The sequence below is a fragment of the Azospirillum largimobile genome (assembly GCF_977007025.2).
The window spans coordinates 592,019-611,885 of the sequence record NZ_CDRMUA020000003.1; the positions used below are offsets into that span (position 1 = coordinate 592,019).

The 19,867-nt window shown below is 68.5% G+C and carries 16 protein-coding genes; 10 read left to right on the plus strand and 6 right to left on the minus strand.

Annotation, left to right across the window (positions count from 1 at the left end; translation table 11 throughout):
• Window positions 1–11: 11 nt before the first annotated feature.
• Together ACWPKK_RS20260 and ACWPKK_RS20265 are read right to left on the minus strand one after the other, a co-directional pair.
• Window positions 12–944 (minus strand): response regulator, encoded by a 933-nt coding sequence (locus ACWPKK_RS20260; RefSeq protein WP_452007644.1) that lies wholly within the window; start codon window positions 942–944, stop codon window positions 12–14.
• Entirely contained in the window at window positions 941–4,417 is a 3,477-nt protein-coding gene (locus tag ACWPKK_RS20265) for a hybrid sensor histidine kinase/response regulator (RefSeq protein WP_452007646.1), read from the minus strand. The genes ACWPKK_RS20260 and ACWPKK_RS20265 overlap by 4 nt, the downstream gene beginning before the upstream one ends.
• A gap of 174 nt (window positions 4,418–4,591) precedes the next feature.
• Between ACWPKK_RS20265 and ACWPKK_RS20270 the strand changes: the two genes are divergently transcribed.
• Window positions 4,592–4,966, plus strand: coding sequence for a DUF1636 domain-containing protein (locus tag ACWPKK_RS20270; protein ID WP_452007648.1), 375 nt, complete (start codon window positions 4,592–4,594; stop codon window positions 4,964–4,966).
• 128 nt (window positions 4,967–5,094) lie between these two features.
• Window positions 5,095–5,352: a hypothetical protein gene (locus ACWPKK_RS20275; RefSeq protein WP_452007650.1), complete on the plus strand. Its 258-nt coding sequence runs from the start codon at window positions 5,095–5,097 to the stop codon at window positions 5,350–5,352.
• A 158-nt stretch (window positions 5,353–5,510) separates the two neighbouring features.
• Here the strand turns inward: ACWPKK_RS20275 and ACWPKK_RS20280 are convergent, their stop codons facing one another.
• The 3 genes from ACWPKK_RS20280 to ACWPKK_RS20290 form a co-directional block, all read right to left on the minus strand.
• Window positions 5,511–6,815: a hemolysin family protein gene (locus tag ACWPKK_RS20280; RefSeq protein WP_324871852.1), complete on the minus strand. Its 1,305-nt coding sequence runs from the start codon at window positions 6,813–6,815 to the stop codon at window positions 5,511–5,513.
• Between the two features lie 25 nt (window positions 6,816–6,840).
• Window positions 6,841–7,560 carry an exopolysaccharide biosynthesis protein gene (locus ACWPKK_RS20285; protein WP_452007652.1) on the minus strand — a complete coding sequence of 240 codons (720 nt, stop codon included), beginning with the start codon at window positions 7,558–7,560 and terminating at the stop codon, window positions 6,841–6,843.
• A 168-nt stretch (window positions 7,561–7,728) separates the two neighbouring features.
• Window positions 7,729–8,163 carry a response regulator gene (locus ACWPKK_RS20290; RefSeq protein ID WP_310115837.1) on the minus strand — a complete coding sequence of 145 codons (435 nt, stop codon included), beginning with the start codon at window positions 8,161–8,163 and terminating at the stop codon, window positions 7,729–7,731.
• Window positions 8,164–8,365: 202 nt separating this feature from the next.
• On the opposite strand from ACWPKK_RS20290, the gene ACWPKK_RS20295 reads away from it, so the two are divergent.
• Together ACWPKK_RS20295 and ACWPKK_RS20300 are read left to right on the plus strand one after the other, a co-directional pair.
• Window positions 8,366–10,507 (plus strand): ATP-binding protein, encoded by a 2,142-nt coding sequence (locus ACWPKK_RS20295; protein WP_452007654.1) that lies wholly within the window; start codon window positions 8,366–8,368, stop codon window positions 10,505–10,507.
• Window positions 10,508–10,571: 64 nt separating this feature from the next.
• Window positions 10,572–11,180 carry a transcriptional regulator gene (locus tag ACWPKK_RS20300; protein ID WP_310115835.1) on the plus strand — a complete coding sequence of 203 codons (609 nt, stop codon included), beginning with the start codon at window positions 10,572–10,574 and terminating at the stop codon, window positions 11,178–11,180.
• 31 nt (window positions 11,181–11,211) lie between these two features.
• On the opposite strand, the gene ACWPKK_RS20305 is transcribed toward ACWPKK_RS20300, so the two are convergent.
• Window positions 11,212–11,715: a helix-turn-helix domain-containing protein gene (locus tag ACWPKK_RS20305; protein ID WP_324871848.1), complete on the minus strand. Its 504-nt coding sequence runs from the start codon at window positions 11,713–11,715 to the stop codon at window positions 11,212–11,214.
• Between the two features lie 606 nt (window positions 11,716–12,321).
• Between ACWPKK_RS20305 and fliF the strand changes: the two genes are divergently transcribed.
• The 6 genes from fliF to flhA are packed head-to-tail and all read left to right on the plus strand — an operon-like array spanning window position 12,322 to window position 19,846.
• Window positions 12,322–13,983 carry a flagellar basal-body MS-ring/collar protein FliF gene (gene fliF, locus ACWPKK_RS20310; protein ID WP_324869114.1) on the plus strand — a complete coding sequence of 554 codons (1,662 nt, stop codon included), beginning with the start codon at window positions 12,322–12,324 and terminating at the stop codon, window positions 13,981–13,983.
• Window positions 13,984–14,033: 50 nt separating this feature from the next.
• Complete coding sequence (locus tag ACWPKK_RS20315; protein WP_452007657.1) at window positions 14,034–14,807, plus strand: FliH/SctL family protein; 774 nt, start codon at window positions 14,034–14,036, stop codon at window positions 14,805–14,807.
• Between the two features lie 34 nt (window positions 14,808–14,841).
• Entirely contained in the window at window positions 14,842–15,159 is a 318-nt protein-coding gene (gene fliN / locus ACWPKK_RS20320) for a flagellar motor switch protein FliN (RefSeq protein ID WP_111069733.1), read from the plus strand.
• Window positions 15,159–16,058, plus strand: a complete 900-nt coding sequence (locus tag ACWPKK_RS20325) for a motility protein A (RefSeq protein ID WP_452007660.1) — start codon at window positions 15,159–15,161, stop codon at window positions 16,056–16,058. Before fliN ends, ACWPKK_RS20325 begins: the two co-directional genes overlap by 1 nt.
• Before the next feature lie 4 nt (window positions 16,059–16,062).
• Window positions 16,063–17,631: a sigma-54-dependent transcriptional regulator gene (locus ACWPKK_RS20330; RefSeq protein ID WP_324869117.1), complete on the plus strand. Its 1,569-nt coding sequence runs from the start codon at window positions 16,063–16,065 to the stop codon at window positions 17,629–17,631.
• A gap of 40 nt (window positions 17,632–17,671) precedes the next feature.
• Entirely contained in the window at window positions 17,672–19,846 is a 2,175-nt protein-coding gene (gene flhA / locus ACWPKK_RS20335) for a flagellar biosynthesis protein FlhA (protein ID WP_324869118.1), read from the plus strand.
• Window positions 19,847–19,867: the final 21 nt, after the last annotated feature.

Sequence of the window (19,867 nt, forward strand, 5' to 3'; positions counted from 1 at the left end):
GGAGCTTCCTATTAACCCCGTGCCGCCAGGGTCCGGATCGCCAGCGCCGCGGCGGAGGCGCGGTTCTCCACGCCCAGCTTGGCGAAGACCTGTTCCAGGTGCTTGTTGACCGTGCGCGGGCTGATGCCCAGGATCTCGCCGATGTCGCGGTTGGGCTTGCCGTTGGCGATCCACAGCAGGACCTCCGCCTCGCGCACGGTCAGGCCCAAAGCATCGCGCAGAATCGCCTCCTGCCGGCCGGCGGCCGGCTCGCTGAGGCGGAACAGGTATTCGTCCGGGTTGGCCGGGCTGAGATAGGTGAATTCCAGCCGGCGCACACCCTCGCCGTCCGGCAGGTCGAGCGCGAAGGTCTCCGCCGCAGCGCCGGGGCCAGCCCCCTGACGCAGGCGGACCAGCCCCGCCGCCATGGTCGTGGCCAACTCCGGCCGCACGCCGTCCGCCCCGGGCAGCAGCCCGCCCAGCAGCCGTTCCGCCTGGGGGGTGCACCACAGCAGCCTCCCCTCCCCGTCCGTCGCCAGCAGGAAGCGGCCGGTGGCGTCCAGCGCGGCGCGGGCGCCATAGGCGACGCGGGCGTTGGTCAGGTGAACGCGGATGCGGGCGATCAGCTCGTCCACCACGATGGGCTTGGTGACGTAATCGACGCCGCCGGCTTCCAGCCCCTTCACCACATGCTCGGTGTCGCTGAGCCCAGTCATGAAGATCACGGGCAGGTGCGACAAATGGGGGATCTGCTTCAGCCGCCGGCAGGTCTCGAAGCCGTCCAGCCCCGGCATGACGGCGTCCATCAGGATCAGGTCCGGCGTGATCTGGCCGACCAGTTCCAGCGCGCTTTCACCGTCCACGGCGACCAGCACGGTCAGGTCGGCCTGTTCGATGGCCTCCGTCAGGAATCCCAGCGTGTCGGGGGTGTCGTCCACCACCAGGATCATGTCGCGGCGTTTCATCCTGTCACGGCCCCGTCCACTGCCTCTCCCTCCGGTCCCCTACCATCGACTTGCTTGCCATCGACTTGGGCGGCCTCTTCCACCGCGCGCATATAGCCCTTCAGGTCGAAGGCGCGCACCAGCGTCCGCAGCCGTTCGACGAAGGGCGTTGCGGCCGCATCCTCCGCCTCAATCTCGCGCAGCTTGGCCTCGATTCCGCGAATGTAACCGATCCGGCCCAATTGGCGCAGGTCGTCGAGATGACGCAGCGCCGAATCCGGCGGCCGGGCTGGAGCCGCCGCTACGATGGGAGCAGGAGGCGGCTCCGCAGACTTGACCGCCACCGGTGCCGGCGCAAGCGGTTCCGGCGGCTTTTCCGCCGCATGGATCCATTCCAGCCCGGTCAGCGCCTGAACCCGATCCAGCAGAGCGTGGATCTCGATGGGCTTGGCGACGAAGGCGTCGTGCGGAGCCCGCCCATCGCCCGGCCCCTGCGCCTCGTAGGCGTTGGCGGACACCATGATGATCCGAATGCCGTCGCCGAACTGCCGGCGCAGCCCGTCGGCCACGTCCCAGCCGCTCTCTCCCGGCATGGAGATGTCGAGCATGGCGAGATCCGGCTTGCACTGCGCCGCCAGTTCCAGACAGCCGGCGGCGTCCGACGCGGTGAACAGCACGAATCCCAGCGGGCGCAGGATGTCGGTCATCAGCGCCAGATGGTCGCGGTCGTCGTCGGCCAGCAGGATGGTGATCTGCGGCCCGGCATAGCCGGTGATGGAGCGCCGCTCCGCCTGCTCGCCCGGCCGGTGCATCGCCTCCGACAGCAGCAGGCGGACGGTGAAGACGCTGCCCTGCCCCAGCGTGCTGCGCACGGCGATGTCGCCGCCCATGATCCGGGTCAGCACCCGCGTGATGGTGAGGCCGAGGCCGGTGCCGGCCACCGCCCGCACCGCCGCCCCGCGCCCGCGCTCGAACGGCTCGAAGACGCGGTCGAGATCCTCGTCCCGGATGCCAATGCCGGTGTCGACGATCTCGAACTCGGCGATCTGGCTGCGGTAGCGGACGTTCAGCGCAACATGGCCGGTCTCGGTGTATTTCACCGCGTTGGACAGCAGGTTGATCAGGATCTGGCGCAGGATCTTGCTGTCGGTGTGAACCCAGGCCGGCAGGTGCGGCACGCGGGCATAGCGGAACTCCAGCCCCTTGGCGGTGGCCTGGATGCGGAACATGTCGGCCAGCTGGTCGAGGAAGTCGATCAGCTGCACCTTGTCGCGGCTGAGCCGGCGCAGGCCCGATTCGATCTTCGAGATGTCCAGCAGCCCATCGATCAGGTTCGACAGATGCTCCGCGCTGCGGCGGATGACGCGCACCGCGTCCTGCGGGCGCTGGGTGCTGTTGCTTTCCAGAAGCTGGGCATAACCGGAGATGGCATTGAGAGGCGCGCGAATTTCGTGGCTGACGCCGATGATGTAGCGGCTCTTGGCGGCGTTGGCGGCCTCCGCCACTTCCTTGGCCTTCTGCAAGGCGGCATCGGTACGTTCGTGGGCGGCGATCTCGTCCATCAGCATGGCGGTCTGGCGGGCGGTCTCCTCCTCCGCCTTGTGGCGGCTCTCATGGGCAAGGACCAGCAGCCAGGCGGCGACGCCGGACAGGATGAACAGGCAGACGAAGACGGTGAACAGCGCGGTGTGGATCGCCGCCCGCTCCGCCGCGTCGGCGTTGGCGTACTGGAAGTCGATGACGATCAGCACCCCGCCCAGCACCAGCGAGAACAGCGTCATCACCCCGATGAAGTGGCCGGTGCGGGTGTGGACCCCCGCCGCCATCCGCTTGGGCAGCACCCGTTGCAGGCTGTGGGCGATCTGGTCGGCGAAGCGGCTGTCTTTCTTGCACAGATCGTGGCAGCGCGCCTCCAGCGTGCAGCAGAGCGAGCAGATCGGCGCGTCGTAGGCCGGGCAGAAGGCCATGTCCGGCCGTTCGAAGTGGTTTTCGCAGATCGAACAGCGGATGGTCGCGGCATCGCCGGGCAGAGTGTCGGACTTGCGGGCGATGTAGTAGCGGCCCCTGGTCCTCCAGGCGATCAGCGGGGCGGCGGCGAAGGCGACCACCAGCCCGATGAAGGGGGCCAGCGCCTGGGCCACCGGCCCCAGCAGCCCGAAGAAGGCGGTGGTGGAGCACAGCACCGACAGGCCCATCGCCCCGGTGCCCACCGGGTTGATGTCGTAGAGGTGGGCGCGCTTGAACTCGATTCCCGGCGGGCTGAAGCGGAGCGGCTTGTTGATGGCGAGATCGGCGGCGACCGCCCCCAGCCAGCCCACCGCGACGTTGGCGTAGAGGCCGAGGATGCTCTCGATCACGCCGAGGATGCCGATCTCCATCAGCAGCAGGGCCAGCAGCACGTTGAAGACCAGCCAGACGACGCGGCCGGGATGGCTGCGGGTCAGGCGGGAGAAGAAGTTCGACCAGGCGATGGAGCCGGCATAGGCGTTGGTGACGTTGATCTTCATCTGGCAGACCACGACGAAGATGCCGGTCAGCGCCAGCGCCGCGGCGGGAGAGCCGAACACGTCGAGGAAGGCCATGTGGTACATGCTGTTGGGCTGCACCGCGTCCTCGGCCGGCATTCCGTGCTTGAGTGCGAGGAAGGCAAGCAGCGAGCCCGCCGCCAGCTTCAGGCTGCCGATCAGCACCCAGCCCGGCCCGCCGGCCAGCATCGCCGCCCACCAGCGCAGCTTGCCGATGCGGGCCTGGGAGGGCAGGAAGCGCAGATAGTCCACCTGCTCGCCGATCTGCGGCAGCAACGACAGCAGGACCGAGGCCGCCATGCCGAAGGGCAGCAGCGACAGCCCGCCCTCCGGCGCATAAACTCCGGGCAGCGAGGTCCATTGCGCCAGGGTTTCGCGGTCGAGCAGGAAGAAATAGGCCAGCGGCACGCATTGCAGCAGGATCCACACCGGCTGCGTCGCCCATTGCATGCGGCTGATGAAGCGGATGCCGTAGACGGCGATGGGAATCACCGCCAGCGAACTGATGACGTGGGCGACCGAGGCCGGGATGCCCAGCACCATGGTCAGCCCGGCCGACATGATGCTCGCCTCGATGGAGAACAGGATGAAGGTGAAGGAGGCGTAGACCAGCGACGTGATGGTAGAGCCCAGATAGCCGAAGCCCGCCCCGCGGGCCAGCAGGTCGATGTCCACCCCGGCCTTGGCCGCATGGTAGGTGATCGGCAGCCCGACCAGGATGCTGAGAACCGCCACCGCCAGGATGGCGGCCATGGCGTTCTCGAAGCCGTAGGTCAGGGTGACCGCTGCGCCGATCGCCTCGCAGGCCAGGAAGGAGATCGCACCCAGCGCCGTGTTGGCGACGCGCCAGGCGGTCCAGCGCCGCGCCCGCTCCGCCGTGTAGCGGAGCGCATAGTCCTCCATGGTCTGATCGGCGGCGAGCTGGTTGTACTGCCGGCGTTCACGGACGATCCGTTGCCTCGCGCTCATGCCCGTCCGCCGTTTCCGTCCTTGAAGTCCGCCCGACCGCATCGTCGGGAGTTTGCCGGTGGTTGGCAAGCGTCTCCCTCTCCCGATCGGTGAGAGGGCGGCGTTGACAGAGCAGGGAACGGACTCTAGCTGTCGGTCCGCATGGCCCCCGAAAACAGTTTCGAAAGCGGAATCATGACCGTCGAGCTAGTCGTCTGCGAAACCTGCCGCCGTCCGGAAGACCCGCCCGACGCCGTACGTCCAGGGGCGGAGCTGGTAGCGCTGATGGAGCGGGTGCTGGCAGACGCCCCCGATCTGGCCGGACAGGTGCGGCTGCGGCCGATGCGTTGCCTGATGACCTGCAAGCGCCCTTGCGCCGTCGCGGTGCGCTCGGCCCGGCGGATGAGCTATGTGCTGGGCGACTTCGCCCCGGACGAAGTGACGGCGGAAACGCTAACCGCCTATCTGCGTGCCTATGCGGCGACCGCGGATGGGATCGTTCCGTTCAAGCAATGGCCCCAGGGAGTCAAAGGTCGTTTCGTTTCCCGCCTGCCGCCGCTGGAAGAGTGACGGCGAGCAGACGGTACTTAGGTACTTTCCACTACTTCCGAAGGACGTGTTTGACAGACCAAGGCCGCGCCCCAATTATTGTTAGTCATACCATCCGATCTCCCCCCGCGAGCAAGGAGGAGCGCCCGATGAAGGTCGACCCCGAGGTCCTGAACTGCGCCACCGGTCTGTTGCACATGGCGCGCGAGGCGGAACGCTCCAACGGTTGGGAGGCCGGCGACCTGCTGCGGACCACCCTGCGCCTGCTGGTGGTTGCCGGCGCCGACGGGCATGGCTGGAGCGCGGACGACCTGACCGAAGAGGTGCGCGACTTGGTGCAGGCGGTGCGGATGACGAACGGGGACGAGGGCGTACGGTTCTGCGGCGGCGGGACGGCGGTGCATTGAGGGGGGTGGACGGGGGGATATAGATTGAGGTGAGTTAGACCCCCACCTATCCTCCCCCGCTGGGCGGGGGAGGGACTGCCGCCGCTCTCCCGCTCAAGCGCTTGCCCCCTCCCCCGCCCAGCGGGGGAGGGTTGGGGTGGGGGTATGACTTCCCCAACTCACCCCTCCGAAATCTCCGGGTTCAGCTGGATCAGCACCTTGTCGATGCGGCGGCCGTCCATGTCGACGACCTCGAAGCGGATGCCGTTCCAGAACAGATGCTCCGCCGCGGTCGGAATGTGGCCGAAATGATCGAGGAGGAAGCCGGCGATGGTGTGGAAATCGCCCTCCCCCTTCATGTTCTTGACGCCGACCAGCGCCTCGACCTCCTCCACCGGGGTCATGCCGTCGACCAGCCAGCTGCCGTCCTCGCGCTGGATGGCGGCGGCCTCGCCCTCGTGGGTGCTGTCGGGCAACTCGCCGGCGATGGCCTCCAGGATGTCGGTCATGGTGACCAGACCTTCGACGCTGCCATATTCGTCCACCACGATCGCCATGTGGACGCTGGCCTGCTTGAACAGGTCGAGAAGGCGGAAGACCGGCGTGCCGTCATGGACGACCAGCGGCTGGACCATCGCCGCCTTCAGGTCGAAGGCAATGCCGTTCAGCGACTGGTCGAGCAGGGCCTTGGCGGCCACCACGCCCTGCAGCTCGTCCACGTCGCCGCGGCAGACCGGGAAGCGGGAATAGCCGCTATCGCAGATCTCCCGGCCGACCACGTCGGGCTTGTCGTCGATGTCCAGCCAGATCAGGTCGGGACGCGGGGTCATGATCGACCGCACCGTCCGGTCGGACAGGTGCATCACACCCTCGATCATCTGGCGTTCGGCGGGCTCGAAGACGCCGCTCTGGGTGCCTTCGGCGATCAGGGTCTTGACCTCCTCCTCCGTCACCGTCTGCTCGCGCGAGGTCGGCAGGCGCAGAAGCTTCAAAACCGCGTCGCTCGACACGCCCAGCAGCCAGACCACCGGGGCGGATAGGCGCGCGATCGTCCGCATCGGGGCGGCCACCAGGGCGGCGATCCGCTCCGCCGAGATCAGCGCCACGCGCTTGGGCACCAGTTCGCCGACGATCAGAGAGAAATAGGTGATGGCGGCGACCACCAGCGCGAAGGCGACGGTGTGGCCATAGGGCGCGATCCACTCGACCCGCTCGTTCAGGACGCCGCCCAGCCGTTCGGCCAGGGTGGAGCCGCCGTAAGCGCCGGCGATGATGCCGGTCAGGCTGATGCCGACCTGCACGGTCGACAGGAAGCGGCTCGGATCCTCCGACAGATCCAATGCTGCGCGGGCGCCGGCGCCGCCTTTTTCCTCGGCCATCTGCTGAAGCCGGCCGCGGCGCGCGGACACCAGCGCCATCTCCGACATCGCGAAGAAGGCGTTGATCAGGATCAGCAGGACGATGACCAACAATTCCCAAATCATGGCGGTATGCCCAAAGGGCGCTCCCTCAACCGATCAATTGTTGCGCCACGGCGACCGCCGCCTGCCCGAGACCGAGCAGGATGGCGACGATGATGGCGATGGAAAGAAGGCCGGCGACGAGGCCGGCCGACACGAAAACTCCGTCGGACTCCATAAGTCCCAGCGCGATCAGCGCGATGGCGAGGGCGGGGGGCTGGTTTCCGAAGACGATGGGAAGGGACAGGATGCCGGCGAGCACCATCACCGCCAGCCCCAGGAAACGCTCGGCGGTGGGGCCGGCCAGCGCCGGCATGCGGGCGCGCAGGCGCCGCTCCAGCCGGTCGGCCCAAGGTTTTGCCCGGCGGATCACGCCCAGGAAGGCCTTGCGGTCGAAGGTGACCGCCAGCATTCGGCGCGGCAGCCAGGGGCCATGCCGGCCCACTGCCATCTGGGCGCCGATCAGGATCATCGGCACGCCGGTGGCGGTCGACAGGCCGGGCACCGGAAGGACATTGGGGATGGACAGGATCAGCAGCAGCGCGCCGAAGGCGCGGTCGCCCAGCGCATCCATCACCTCGCCCAACGATATGCGGTCGGGAGAAACGGGGCCGGAAGAGGACTGCGAGGCGCCGCCGGAGGCAGCCTCGTCACCGCGAGCCAGAAAGTCGTCCAGCAGGTCGGAAACGCGCGCACAAGCCCGGTCCGCACCGGGGGGACGGGCGTCGTTCGACCTGGGGGACGACCTGGGAGGTCGGTCTTTGCTCACGGCTCTCCCCGATGCCGGAAACGGGATCGGAGCGGGCCGGGCGAAGGATGGCAGGAACCCATGGACCTTTCGCGTCGCGGCGGCATCAATCTCCCTTCTACAGGAAGGGCGGCCAAAGCGCCAGCGCAGGTTGGCCCCCGCAAAAGGCGATCCGGCCGGACAAACGGCCTATTGCTTCTTCTGGATGGCGAAGCTCAGCCGCTTGGTCAGGTCGGCCTTCGATACCGGCTTCACCAGATATCCGGAGATGCCGTATGCGATGGCGCGCTTGACCACATCCGCCTCGCGATGGCCCGTGAGTACCAGGACCGGCAGGTCGGCCAGCGGGTTGCCGGTGGCCGTGCGCAGCGCGTGCAGCAGGTCCAGCCCGCCCATGCGCGGCATCTCCAGGTCGCAGATCGCCGCATCCACGTCCCCGCCGTTCTTGCGGAGGATGTCGAGCGCCTGGATGCCGTCCGCCGCCTCGAACACCGCCCGCACCTTGATGTCGTGCAGCAGGCGCGAGATCAGCTTTCGGGTAAAATCATCGTCCTCGACCAGCAGCACACCCAGATCGTGGATCGTCCGGATCTGACGAGTGCCGCCGCCTGCCTCCACCACCATGACGCTCTCCGCTTGGCCCCGTTGCCTCCGGCGCTCGCGCCGGCGGTCATCGGTCACAGTTTTTGTAATGCACCGTTGCACAGTCGTTAACGGAATTGCATTAGCGAGAGCCGGACCGCACAAATCCGACCGGCGGGGAATGGCAATCGCCGGCGCGACGCCTTATCCTTGCAGCCCGAACCGGAGAAGGACCTCCCACCCCGTGACCGCACCGCCTGCCGATCCCGCCCTGCCCTTCGGCGCCTCGCCCGACGCGGCGATGCTCGCCGCCGTGGTGGAGGCCAGCGGTGCCGGGATCGTGGTGCACGACGCGACGCTCCCCGGCCAGCCGATCGTCTATTGCAACCGCGCCTTCCTGGAGATTATCGGCTACCGGGCGGACGAGGTGATCGGCCACGACGGTTTCTTCCTGCAGGGGCCCGACACCGATCAGGAGACCGCGGCGGCGATCCGCGCCGCCCTGGCGGAGGCTCGCCCGCTGTCGGTGGAGGTGCTGAACCACCGCAAGGACGGCAGCGCCTTCTGGAACGCGCTGACCCTGCGGCCGGTGCCGGGGCCGGACGGGTCGGCACGTTGGATCACCGCGTCCTGCGCCGACGTCACCCGCAGCCGCCGGTCGGAACAGGAACTGCGCGCCGCCGAGGAGCAGCTGACCCGGCTGGCGGCGGAGACCTTCGCGCTGGCCGAGAAGCTGGACGGCGCGCGGGAGGAGGCCGAGGCCGCCCAGATGGCGGCGGAAAATGCCAGCCGCGCCAAGTCGCGCTTCCTGGCGATGATGAGCCACGAGCTGCGCACGCCGATGACCGCGGTGATCGGCATGGGCGACCTTCTGATGGGAACCGGCCTGTCGGACCAGCAGAAATCCTTCGTGCGGACCCTGCGGTCGTCGGCGGACACGCTGATGACCATTCTGAACGACGTGCTCGACTTCTCCAAGATCGAGGCCGGGCAGCTGATGCTGGAGGAGATCGACTTCTCCCTGCCCCGGCTGGTCGACGACGTGGTCCAGCTTTTCCTGGTACGCGCGGCGGCGAAGGGGCTGACCCTGTCCGCCTCCATCGCCGACGATACGCCGCGCCACATCCGCGGCGACCCGACGCGGCTGCGGCAGGTGCTGTTCAATCTGGTGTCCAACGCCATCAAATTCACCGAACGCGGCGCCATCGAGATCGCGGTGTGGTCGCCCGATCCACCCGCCATGCCGTCCGGCGGGCACGCCTCGGATGAAGGCGCAACGGTGCCGGCCTCCCTGCCGGTCACGCTGCGGTTCGAGGTGGAGGACAGCGGGATCGGCATGACGGCGGAGCAGCGCGGGCGGCTGTTCGACGCCTTCGTCCAGGCCGACGCCTCGACCAGCCGCAAATATGGCGGCACCGGGCTGGGGCTGGCGATCTGCAAGCGGCTGGTGGAGGCGATGGGCGGCGAGATCACCGTCGCCAGCGCGCCCGCCCGCGGTTCCACCTTCCGCTTCTCGATCAGGACGCGCACGGCGGAAGCCCAGCCGGTCGGCGATCTGGGCACCCGCGGCCTGCTGTCCGCTTCCGCGGAGGAGCCGCAGCAGAGCCCCGTCGCCCTGCGGCTTCTGCTGGCCGAGGACAACGACATCAACCGCATGCTGATCACCGCCATGATGACCCGCATCGGCCACCGCATCGACGCGGTCAACGACGGGCGGGCGGTGCTGGACGCGGTCAAGGCGGCCGATTACGACGTGCTGATCCTGGACATGGAGATGCCGGTGCTGGACGGGCGGTCGGCTGCGCGGGCGATCCGGCGGATGGACGGCGCGGTGGCGCGCATCCCCATCGTCGGCCTGTCCGCCGATGCCCTGCCGGAACATCGGGATGGCCACATGGCCGCCGGGCTCGACGCCTACCTGACCAAGCCCATCGACTGGGAGCAGCTGAACGCCGTGCTGGTGGATCTGGCGACCCGGCCGGAGGACGGGCGCGTGGTGCCGATTCCCAGCCGCCCGGCGCTGGAGGGCGGCCACTTCATGGCCCTGCCGCTGCTCGACCGGGTGAAGCTGGCGGAACTGCGGCTGGCGCTGGGCGGCGAGGCGCTGGACGGCATGCTGCAGCTCCTGCCGGAGACGGCGTTGCGCGAACTGACAGCCATCCGCTCCGCCCTGCAGGCCGGACGTCCGAAGGAACTGAAGCAGGCCGCCCACACCCTGTCCGGGCTGGCGGCCAATTTCGGCGCGCCGCGCATGGCCGCCATCGCCCGCGCGATCAACGACAACCCCGGCGACATCGACAAGGTCGCCGCCCTGCTCCCGCTGCTGGAGACCACCGTCGGCGCCACCAGCAGCCTGGTGCGGGAACCGGCGGGCAGTAACGATTGAGGGATTGAGGGGCGTACGGACGCGCGGTTGAGCGACGGACGGCCGATCTGCTAGAGATCCGGGGATGAAGAAAGCCACGCCGAAACGGCGCAGCGGGTCTCCCCGCATCACCCATCCGGACCAGTTCGATCTGCTCGACGTGCCCGAGCCGACCGCGGTCATGATCACCTATTCGGGCCGCACGGTGGACCTGGAGCGGCCTGACTTCGGCCCCTTCGACATCGAGGACATCGCCCGCCCGCTGGCCTACCAGTGCCGCTTCGTCGGCAACACGCAAGCCTTCTTCAGCGTCGCCCAGCACTGCGTCCTGGCCAGCCGGCTGGCGCCGGAAGGCTATGCCTACGACGCGCTGATGCATGATTGCGAGGAGGCCTTCACCGGCGACTGGCCGACGCCGTGGAAGGTGCGGATCGGCCGCGACGCCATCCGGCAGGCGGTGGAACCGATCAAGAGCGCGCTCGCCCTGCGCTTCGGCTTCCGCCACCCGGAGCCGAAGGCGGTCAAGCTGGCCGACCAGCGCGCGCTCGCGACGGAACTGCGCGACCTCTGCGCGCCGCACCGCGTCAACTGGCGCGACCTGCCGGCCCCGGACGAGGCAGCCATCGTGCCGCTCGGCCCGGAAGAGGCGTTGGCCGACTTCCTGGAGCATTACCGGCGGCTGCGGCCGGCCTGAACCCCTTTCACCCGAAGCGAGGGAAGCGGGTTCAGGCGTGCCCGCCCTGCTCCGCCCGGCGGGCACGGCCGCGCTTGACCGCCGGCGCCGTGCCTTCACCGCCGCCGTCCGTCTGCTGCTCGGCACAGCGCTCCGCCAGTTCGCGGATGGCGGCGCGGATCTGCGGGTCGCGGATGCTCTGGAAATAGCGGGCCAGCATCAGCGCCTCGCGCGACTGCAGGGTGTTCTCCTGCTCCTCGCCGCCACCGGCCGCCGGCATCTCGCCGCCCTCGGCCGCCGGCTGGCGGTTCTCCAGCCCTTCGAAGAAGACGGAGACGGGTACGCGGAAGAACTGGCCCAACTTGAACAGGCGGCTGGAGGACACGCGGTTGAAGCCGCGCTCGTACTTCTGCAACTGCTGGAAGGTCAGCCCGAGGGCGGAGGCCACGTCGCTCTGGCTGAGGCCGGCCAGCATGCGCAGTTCCCGCAGGCGCTGGCCGACGAACACATCGACCTCGTTCAGGCCTTCCTTCTTTTCGCGGCCACGCCGTTTCATGGCTCTCCCCCTTCGATCCTGTACAGGTCCCGGCCGCCGAACCGTGTCGACGCTCACCGGGACACCGGTTGGCCCTTCGAACCGGAACGCGTCGCAGGCGGCGTCGAAGCTGGAAAGACGTCGGCGGGCAAGACGAATCGGCCGGTTGCGGGCACGGAATGCAACTCAGCTATGACCGACACCTGCCGATGTCAACCGCCGCTCCGCCGGATACCTCTTTTGGACAGTAGGCCTTTCGCGGGAATCGTACGGCACCACGCGCGCATACACTCTTTTCGTGCAAGGGCTGGTATCGTCCTACCCATGGTCGCGACGCCGCACGGCACCGTCCAAGCCGGGAAGCCGATGCGGCGCAAATCCGATGCGGCATCGTGACCCACGGTTGCCGAAGGGTACCGTCGCAGGGCTGCAACATTTGCGGGGCACTAGGCATATTTTGCCGGGCGCCCGGCAAAAACTGCCGCTGATTAACCCTCTCTTCATCAAGACGCCGCAGCATGCCCCAACGTAGGCAAGCCCGGCGCGGAACTTGCAAAAACCGTTTCGCATCAGCGAAGCGGCCGATGCGAAGAGAATGCCGGGGAGACTTCCGATCGGGGACCGCGCGTGAACAACCTGCTGCAGACCTTGCGCAATCTCGGGCCCGCCCGCCTCGCGGCGATCGGCGGCGTCGGGCTGCTGCTGATCGGATTCTTCGTCTACCTGACGACCCGCCTGTCCACGCCGGAGATGGAGCTGCTCTACGCCGAGCTCCAGCAGACGGAAGCCGCGGCGATCGCCAAGAAGCTGGAGGAGGCGAAGGTCCCCTTCACCGTCGACAAGACGGGCACCAAGATCATGGTCCCGGCCGATCAGGTCGGGCCGATGCGCATGCGCATGGCGGCGCAGGGGCTGCCGTCCGGCGGCTCGGTCGGCTACGAGCTGTTCGACAAGGGCGAAGGCTTCGGCGCCACCAGCTTCATGCAGAACATCAACCACCTGCGCGCGCTGGAAGGCGAGATGGCGCGCACGGTGCAGACCCTGAATGGCGTCCAGCAGGCCCGCGTCCATCTGGTCCTTCCCAAGCGCGAGCTGTTCGCCCGCCAGCAGAACCCGGCCACCGCCAGCGTCTTCCTGAAGCTGCGCCCCGGCGCCCAGCTGAGCCGCGAGAACATCCAGGCGATCCAGCAGCTGATCGCCGCCTCGGTCCCCAACCTGGACCCCAACCGCATCTCCATCGTCGACGACAAGGGCAAGCTCCTGGCCCGCGGCACCGGCAGCGACACCGCCGAAGCGATGATGGCAAGCGCGGAGGAGAAGAAGCAGGCCTACGAGGGCCGGCTTGCCCGCACCATCGAGGATCTGCTGGGCCGCACTCTCGGCTACGGCAAGGTCCGGGCGGAGGTGTCGGCCGACCTCGACTTCGACCGCATCACCACGCAGTCGGAAATCTTCGATCCGGAAAGCCAGGTCGTCCGCTCCACCCAGACGGTGGCCGAATCGAACGAGAGCAGCGACCGCGACCCGCTGGCCCCGGTCACGGTGGACCAGAACCTGCCAACGGCGCAGGCCAGCAGCAGCGCCAGCCCGCTGTCGTCGAACAAGTCGAACCGCAACGAAGAGACGATCAACTACGAGATCACCAAGACCACCAAGTCGCATGTGCGCGAGGCCGGCACCGTCCGCCGCCTGTCGGTCGCCGTGCTGGTGGACGGCACCTACCAGCTCTCCAAGGAGGCGCCGCCGGCCTACCAGCCGCGCAGCGAACAGGAGATCGAGAGCATCAAGGCGCTGGTGCGGTCCGCCGTGGGGCTGGACGCCGTGCGCGGCGACTCGCTGGAGGTGATCAACCTGCGCTTCTGGTCGCCCGAGGACGACATCCAGAAGCCGGAAGAGCTGTTCATGGGCATGACCAAGGACGACCTGTTCCGCATCGCGGAGATGGTGGTCCTGGGCATCGTCGCCGTCCTGATCATCCTGCTGGTCATCCGCCCCCTGATCTCCCGCGCCTTCGAGAAGGCCGAGATGCAGGAGGAGGACGAGATGGACCGCCTGCTGACCGATCAGGCCGGCATGCCGGCCGCCCTTGCCGCCCCGACCGGCGCGCTGGCCCAGGATCTGGCGCTGGAAGCCGCGCAGGCCGACGAGGAGCTGGAGCAGATGATCGACATCAACCGGGTGGAAGGCCGCGTCCGCGCGTCGTCCCTGCGCAAGGTCGGCGAGATCGTCGACAAGCACCCGGAAGAGGCGGTCTCGATCCTGCGCAACTGGCTGTACCAGGAGAGCTGAGCCATGCCGGCCTCCGTTTCCATACCGTCTTCTGAGGGAGTGCCGCGGCGATGAGCGTGCGCAAATTCCTCTTCGACGAGTCCTTCGACGTGGACGCCGTGCCCCGCATGACCCATGTGGAGGACGACGATCTGCTACCGGAGGACGAATTCGCCCTGCCGCCGGAGCCGGAGGAGCCGCCGCCCCCGCCCGCGCCGACCTTCGGCGAGGAGGAGTTGGCCGCCGCCCGCGCCCAGGGCTACGAGGAGGGTCTGGCCGCCGGCAAGTCGGAGGGCACGGCCGCCGGATACGGCAAGGGCTTCACCGACGGCATGGCCGCCGGTCAGAACACCGGGTATGAGCGCGGCAAGGCTGAGGTCGAGGCGACGGTGAACAACCGCATCGCCAACGCGCTCTCCCAGATCGCCGACGGGGTGTCCCGCCTGCTGGCGGAGCACGAGGCGGGCAACGCCATGCGCTCCGAACAGCCGGTCCATCTGGCGCTGGCCATCGTCCGCAAGCTGTTGCCCGAATGGGCGCGGCGCGGCGGGATGGCCGAGGTGGAGGCGATGGTCCGCACCTGCCTGACCGACCTGATCGACGAGCCGCGGCTGGTCATCCGGGTGGCGGAGGACACGATGGGGCTGGTGCGCGACCATCTGGACCAGACGGTCGGGTCGCGCGGCTTCGGCGCCAAGCTGATGGTGATCGGCGACCCGTCGATCGCGCCCGGCGGCTGCCGCATCGAATGGGCCGAAGGCGGCATGGAGCGGGACACCGCCCAGCTGCTGGCAGAGATCGAACGCCGTGCCGCGCACATGCTGGAGGCTCCGGCCCCCGTCTAAGGGGTGACCGGATTGAAGGAGGTCCGAGACCGACATGCCGAGCGACAATTTCTCGCTGAACGACCTGCACGGTGGCGATGGCGACGACTACGCCAGCCCCGGGATCGCCAAGGATCTGGAGGCGGTGTACGACATTCCCGTCCAGATCTCCGCGGTGCTGGGCAAGTCGACCATGCAGGTGGCGCAGCTGCTGAAGCTGGGCCGGGGCGCCGTGGTGGAGCTGGACCGCAAGGTCGGCGAGGCCATCGACATCTACGTCAACAACCGCCTGGTCGCCCGCGGCGAGGTGGTGGTGGTGGAAGACCGGCTTGGCGTGACCATGACGGAAATCATCAAGTCGGACCGGGGCTGATGGCGATATCGTCCGACAGCGCCGCATCCCGCGCCAAGGCGGCCCAACCGCAGCCGGCGGCACCCGCCGCCGCCGCTCCGGGGCGGGGCGTGCGGCTGCGCGGCGGGCTGGACGTGGCGACCCTGGTCGGGCTTGCCGCGGCGGCGGCGGTGATCCTGCTGGCGATCACCACCGGCGGTTCCGCGCGCGCCTTCCTCGACCCGCCGTCGCTGCTGATCGTGCTGGGCGGGACGCTGGCGGTCACCACCGCCTCCTTCTCGCTGGGCGACGTTGCGGTGGCGTGGCGGAGCGCGGCGGCGGTGCTGGTCCACCAGACGCTGGACCCCAAGGGCGTGGCGCGGCAGGTGATCCTGCTGGCCGAGGCCGCCCGCCGGGCCGGGCCGGAGACCCTGCGCAACGTCCTGCCGGAACTGCGCGGCGAGCCCTTCCTGCACCGCAGCGTCACCCTGATCACCGAAGGGCATCCGCCCGACACCATCGAGCAGATGCTGACCGGCGAGGTCGAGGCGACCGCGGGCGCCCTGGGCAAGAGCGCCGGCGTGCTGCGCCGCGCGTCGGAAGTGGCGCCGGCCATGGGGCTGATCGGCACGCTGGTCGGTCTCGTGCAGATGCTGGGCAGCCTGAGCGACCCGTCGGCCATCGGGCCGGCGATGGCGCTGGCATTGCTGACGACCTTCTACGGGGCCGTGCTCGGCAACGTCGTCCTCTCCCCGCTCGCCGCCAAGGTGGAGCGGTCGGCGGAGGAGGACGCTCTGGTCAAGACCCTCTTTACCATCGGCGCCGTATCCATCGCGCGCCAGGAGAATCCGCGGCGTCTGGAGATGCTCCTGAACGCCGTCCTGCCGCCTGGAAAGCGGATCCAGTATTTCGACCGGGAAGCCCCGAGAGTGGGAGCGTAAGGCTATGCGTCTGCTGATCGTTGGAACGTTGGAAGGCTACATCACCGCCGCCGGCAAGATCGCCATGAAGCGGGGGGCCAAGGTGTCGCACACCGACAGCATCGAAGGGGCGCTGAACGCCTTGCGTGCCGCCGCCGGTGCCGATCTGGTGATGATCGACGTCAAGCTGGACATCGCAACCTTCATCGACAGCCTGAAGTCGGAGCGGATCACCATCCCGGTGGTCGCCTGCGGCATCGGCACCGATGCGGCCGCCGCCGTGCGCGCCATCCGCGCCGGCGCCAAGGAATATCTGCCGCTGCCGCCGAACGCCGAGCTGATCGCCGCGGTGCTGGAGGCGGTGGCGGAGGAAAGCCATTCCATCGTCTGCAGCGACCCCGCCATGCTGGCGACGCTGCGGCTGGCCGAGCAGGTGGCCCCCAGCGACGCGTCGGTGATGATCACCGGCGAGAGCGGCACCGGCAAGGAGCTGATGGCCCGCTTCATCCACCGCAAGAGCCGGCGGTCGGGCGAGCCCTTCGTCGCGGTGAACTGCGCCGCCATCCCGGAAAACCTGCTGGAATCGGAGCTGTTCGGGCACGAGAAGGGCGCCTTCACCGGCGCCGTGGCCCGGCGTCTCGGCAAGTTCGAGGAGGCCAACAACGGCACCCTGCTGCTGGACGAGCTGTCGGAGATGCATCCCCGCCTGCAGGCCAAGCTGCTGCGCGCCATCCAGGAGAAGGAGATCGACCGCATCGGCTCCAGCCAGCCGGTGAAGGTCAATGTCCGCCTGATCGCCACCTCCAACCGCAACCTGGAGGCGGAGGTCCGCTCCGGCAATTTCCGCGAGGATCTGTATTTCCGCCTGAACGTGTTCAGCGTGGCGATCCCGTCCTTGCGCGAACGCCCGGCCGACATCCCGATGATCGCCGAGCATTTCCTGAAGAAATACGCGGAGGCCAACGGGCTGGGAGACAAGCGCCTGACCGAGGACGCCCTGCTGATGCTGAAGACCCACCACTGGCGCGGCAACGTGCGCGAGCTGGAAAACACCATGCATCGCGCCGTCCTGCTGTCGCGCGGCGAAGAGGTGGGACCCGAGGCCATCATGCTGACCAGCAAGATGCTGGCGCCGGAGGGCAGCGCCCAGGCCTCCATCCCCGCCGACTCGCCGGTCGCCAACCCCTTCGCCGGCCCCGGCGGCACCGTGCCCGCCGCGCAGCCGCATGCGCCCCAGCCTCCCGTCTCCGCCCCGCCCCTGGTGGTTCCGCCGCCGGGCGCCCTGCCGACCAGCTACGGCCCGCCCAAGGGCGGCAAGGCAGGTCCCTACGGCATGGCCGCCAACAGCGGTGCCGCCGCCGCGGCCAATGCCGGCGGGACCGGTGCCGGCCTGGCGGCGCTGATCGGCCGCACGGTGGCCGACGTGGAGCGCGACCTGATCCTGGAGACTCTGACCCACTGCCTGGGCAACCGCACCCATGCCGCCAACATCCTGGGCATCTCGATCCGTACGCTGCGCAACAAGCTGAAGCAGTACGGCGACGAGGGCCGCAGCGTGCCCTCGCCGGGCAACGACGAACGGGCGACGGCCTGACGGCCGGTCCGGCACCGGGCCCTGAGCGGCGGGAGCATCCATGGCGCTGACGGAACAGAATGGCGGAGGCGGAGGCAGGGGCGGCGGTCCCGGCAACATGGCCGCCTTCGGCGAGATGTGGGCGGTCACCAAGGCGTCGCTGAAGCGCGGCGACGTGGCGATGGCCATCGGCATCCTGATCGTCGTGGTCGGGCTGATCATGCCGCTGCCCAGCGTCATGCTCGACATGATGCTGGGGCTGAACATCACCATCTCCATCCTGATCCTGATGGTGGTGCTGTTCATCGAGAAGCCGCTGGAGCTGTCGTCCTACCCGACGATCCTGCTGATCACCACGCTTCTGCGCCTGTCCTTGAACATGGCCTCCACGCGCCTGATCCTGACGCAGGGGCATGAGGGCACGTCGGCCGCCGGCCATGTGATCGAGGCCTTCGCCAGCCTGGTCATGGGCGGCGATTTCGTCATCGGCGTGATCATCTACGCCATCCTGACGATCGTGAACTTCAAGGTCATCACCGCCGGTTCGGGCCGCATCGCCGAAGTGGCGGCGCGCTTCACCCTCGACGCCATGCCCGGCAAGCAGATGGCCATCGACGCCGACCTGTCGGCCGGCATGATCGACGAAGGCACGGCGCGCGCGCGGCGCAAGGAGCTGGAGGACGAAAGCGCCTTCTTCGGCTCCATGGACGGTGCGTCGAAGTTCGTCAAGGGCGACGCGGTCGCCGGCCTGATGATCATGTTCATCAACATCATCGGTGGCGTCACCATCGCGGTGCTGCGCCACGACATGCCGGTGATGCAGGCGCTCGACACCTTCACCAAGCTGACCATCGGCGACGGCCTCGTCTCCCAGATCCCGGCGCTGGTGATCTCGATCTCCGCCGGCTTCCTGGTGTCGAAGGCCGGCATGGGCGGCTCCACCGACAAGGCGGTGGTGGGGCAGCTGACCGGCCACAGCCAGGCGCTGGCCCTGTCGGCCGGCGCCATCGGCGTGCTGGCCCTGCTGCCGGGCATGCCGATCCTGACCCTGGCCCCGGTCATCGCCGCCGTCGGCGCCGCAGCCTGGTACATGCCGCGCCTGCGCGCGAAGAAGGAGGCGGAGGAGGCCGCCGCGGCGGAGGAGGCAGCGGCCGGCGCAGGACCGGGCGGCATGCCCGGAGCAGGGCCGGTACCGGACGAGCCGATCTCCACCGCGCTCGCCATCGACCTGATCCGGCTGGAGCTGGGCTACGGCCTCTTGTCGCTGATCAACCAGCCGCAGGCGGGAAGCCACCGGCTGACCGACCAGATCAAGGGCCTGCGCCGGCAGATCGCCGGCGAGGTCGGCTTCGTCATGCCGGCCGTGCGCATCCAGGACAACCTGCAGCTTCCGCCCAACACCTACATCATCCGCGTGAAGGAGATCGAGGCCGGGCGCGGCGACATCCGGCCCAACATGCTTCTGGTCATGGACCCGCGCGGCGACGCCATGAGCCTGCCCGGCGAGCAGACGGTGGAGCCGACCTTCGGCCTGCCCGCCATCTGGATCGAGCCCGGCTACCGCGAGGAGGCTCTGTTCAAGGGATACACCGTGGTCGACCCGTCCACCGTGGTCACCACCCATCTGACCGAGCTGATCAAGGACAACATGCAGGAGCTGCTGTCCTTCACCGAGACGCAGAAGCTGCTGGACGAGACCGACAAGGAACACCAGAAGCTGATCGCCGACGTGGTGCCGAATCAGATCACTGTGGGCGGATTGCAACGGGTGTTGCAGAATCTCCTTGCCGAACGCGTTTCGATCCGGGATCTTCCCACCATATTGGAAGGGGTATCCGAAGCGACCAGCCAGACCCGCAGCATCACCCAGATCACCGAGCATGTGCGGTCCCGCCTTGCCCGGCAGATCTGCGACGCGAACACGAACGAGATGGGCTTCATCCCGCTCGTCACCCTGTCACCCGAATGGGAGCAGGCGTTCGCCGAGTCTCTGGTGGGCGACGGCGACGACCGGCAGCTGACGATGGCCCCGTCCCGCCTGCAGCAGTTCATCACCTCCGTCCGCCAAACCTTCGAGCGACATGCCATGATGGGCGAGAGCCCCGTTCTGTTGACCAGCCCGCTGATCCGGCCGTTCGTCCGCTCCATCGTGGAGCGGTTCCGGCCGGCTACCGTGGTCATGTCCCAGAACGAAATCCACCCGAAGGCCCGCATCAAGACCCTGGGGCAGATCTGATGGTGCGCGCCGTTCTCTCCC

Bases quoted from the DNA above. Each gene is read 5' to 3' on its own strand.
- ACWPKK_RS20260 (WP_452007644.1), bottom strand. From the start codon at position 944: ATGAAACGCCGCGACATGATCCTGGTGGTGGACGACACCCCCGACACG.
- ACWPKK_RS20265 (WP_452007646.1), bottom strand. From the start codon at position 4,417: ATGAGCGCGAGGCAACGGATCGTCCGTGAACGCCGGCAGTACAACCAG.
- ACWPKK_RS20270 (WP_452007648.1), top strand. From the start codon at position 4,592: ATGACCGTCGAGCTAGTCGTCTGCGAAACCTGCCGCCGTCCGGAAGAC.
- ACWPKK_RS20275 (WP_452007650.1), top strand. From the start codon at position 5,095: ATGAAGGTCGACCCCGAGGTCCTGAACTGCGCCACCGGTCTGTTGCAC.
- ACWPKK_RS20280 (WP_324871852.1), bottom strand. From the start codon at position 6,815: ATGATTTGGGAATTGTTGGTCATCGTCCTGCTGATCCTGATCAACGCC.
- ACWPKK_RS20290 (WP_310115837.1), bottom strand. From the start codon at position 8,163: ATGGTGGTGGAGGCAGGCGGCGGCACTCGTCAGATCCGGACGATCCAC.
- ACWPKK_RS20300 (WP_310115835.1), top strand. From the start codon at position 10,572: ATGAAGAAAGCCACGCCGAAACGGCGCAGCGGGTCTCCCCGCATCACC.
- ACWPKK_RS20305 (WP_324871848.1), bottom strand. From the start codon at position 11,715: ATGAAACGGCGTGGCCGCGAAAAGAAGGAAGGCCTGAACGAGGTCGAT.
- ACWPKK_RS20315 (WP_452007657.1), top strand. From the start codon at position 14,034: ATGAGCGTGCGCAAATTCCTCTTCGACGAGTCCTTCGACGTGGACGCC.
- fliN (WP_111069733.1), top strand. From the start codon at position 14,842: ATGCCGAGCGACAATTTCTCGCTGAACGACCTGCACGGTGGCGATGGC.
- ACWPKK_RS20325 (WP_452007660.1), top strand. From the start codon at position 15,159: ATGGCGATATCGTCCGACAGCGCCGCATCCCGCGCCAAGGCGGCCCAA.
- ACWPKK_RS20330 (WP_324869117.1), top strand. From the start codon at position 16,063: ATGCGTCTGCTGATCGTTGGAACGTTGGAAGGCTACATCACCGCCGCC.
- flhA (WP_324869118.1), top strand. From the start codon at position 17,672: ATGGCGCTGACGGAACAGAATGGCGGAGGCGGAGGCAGGGGCGGCGGT.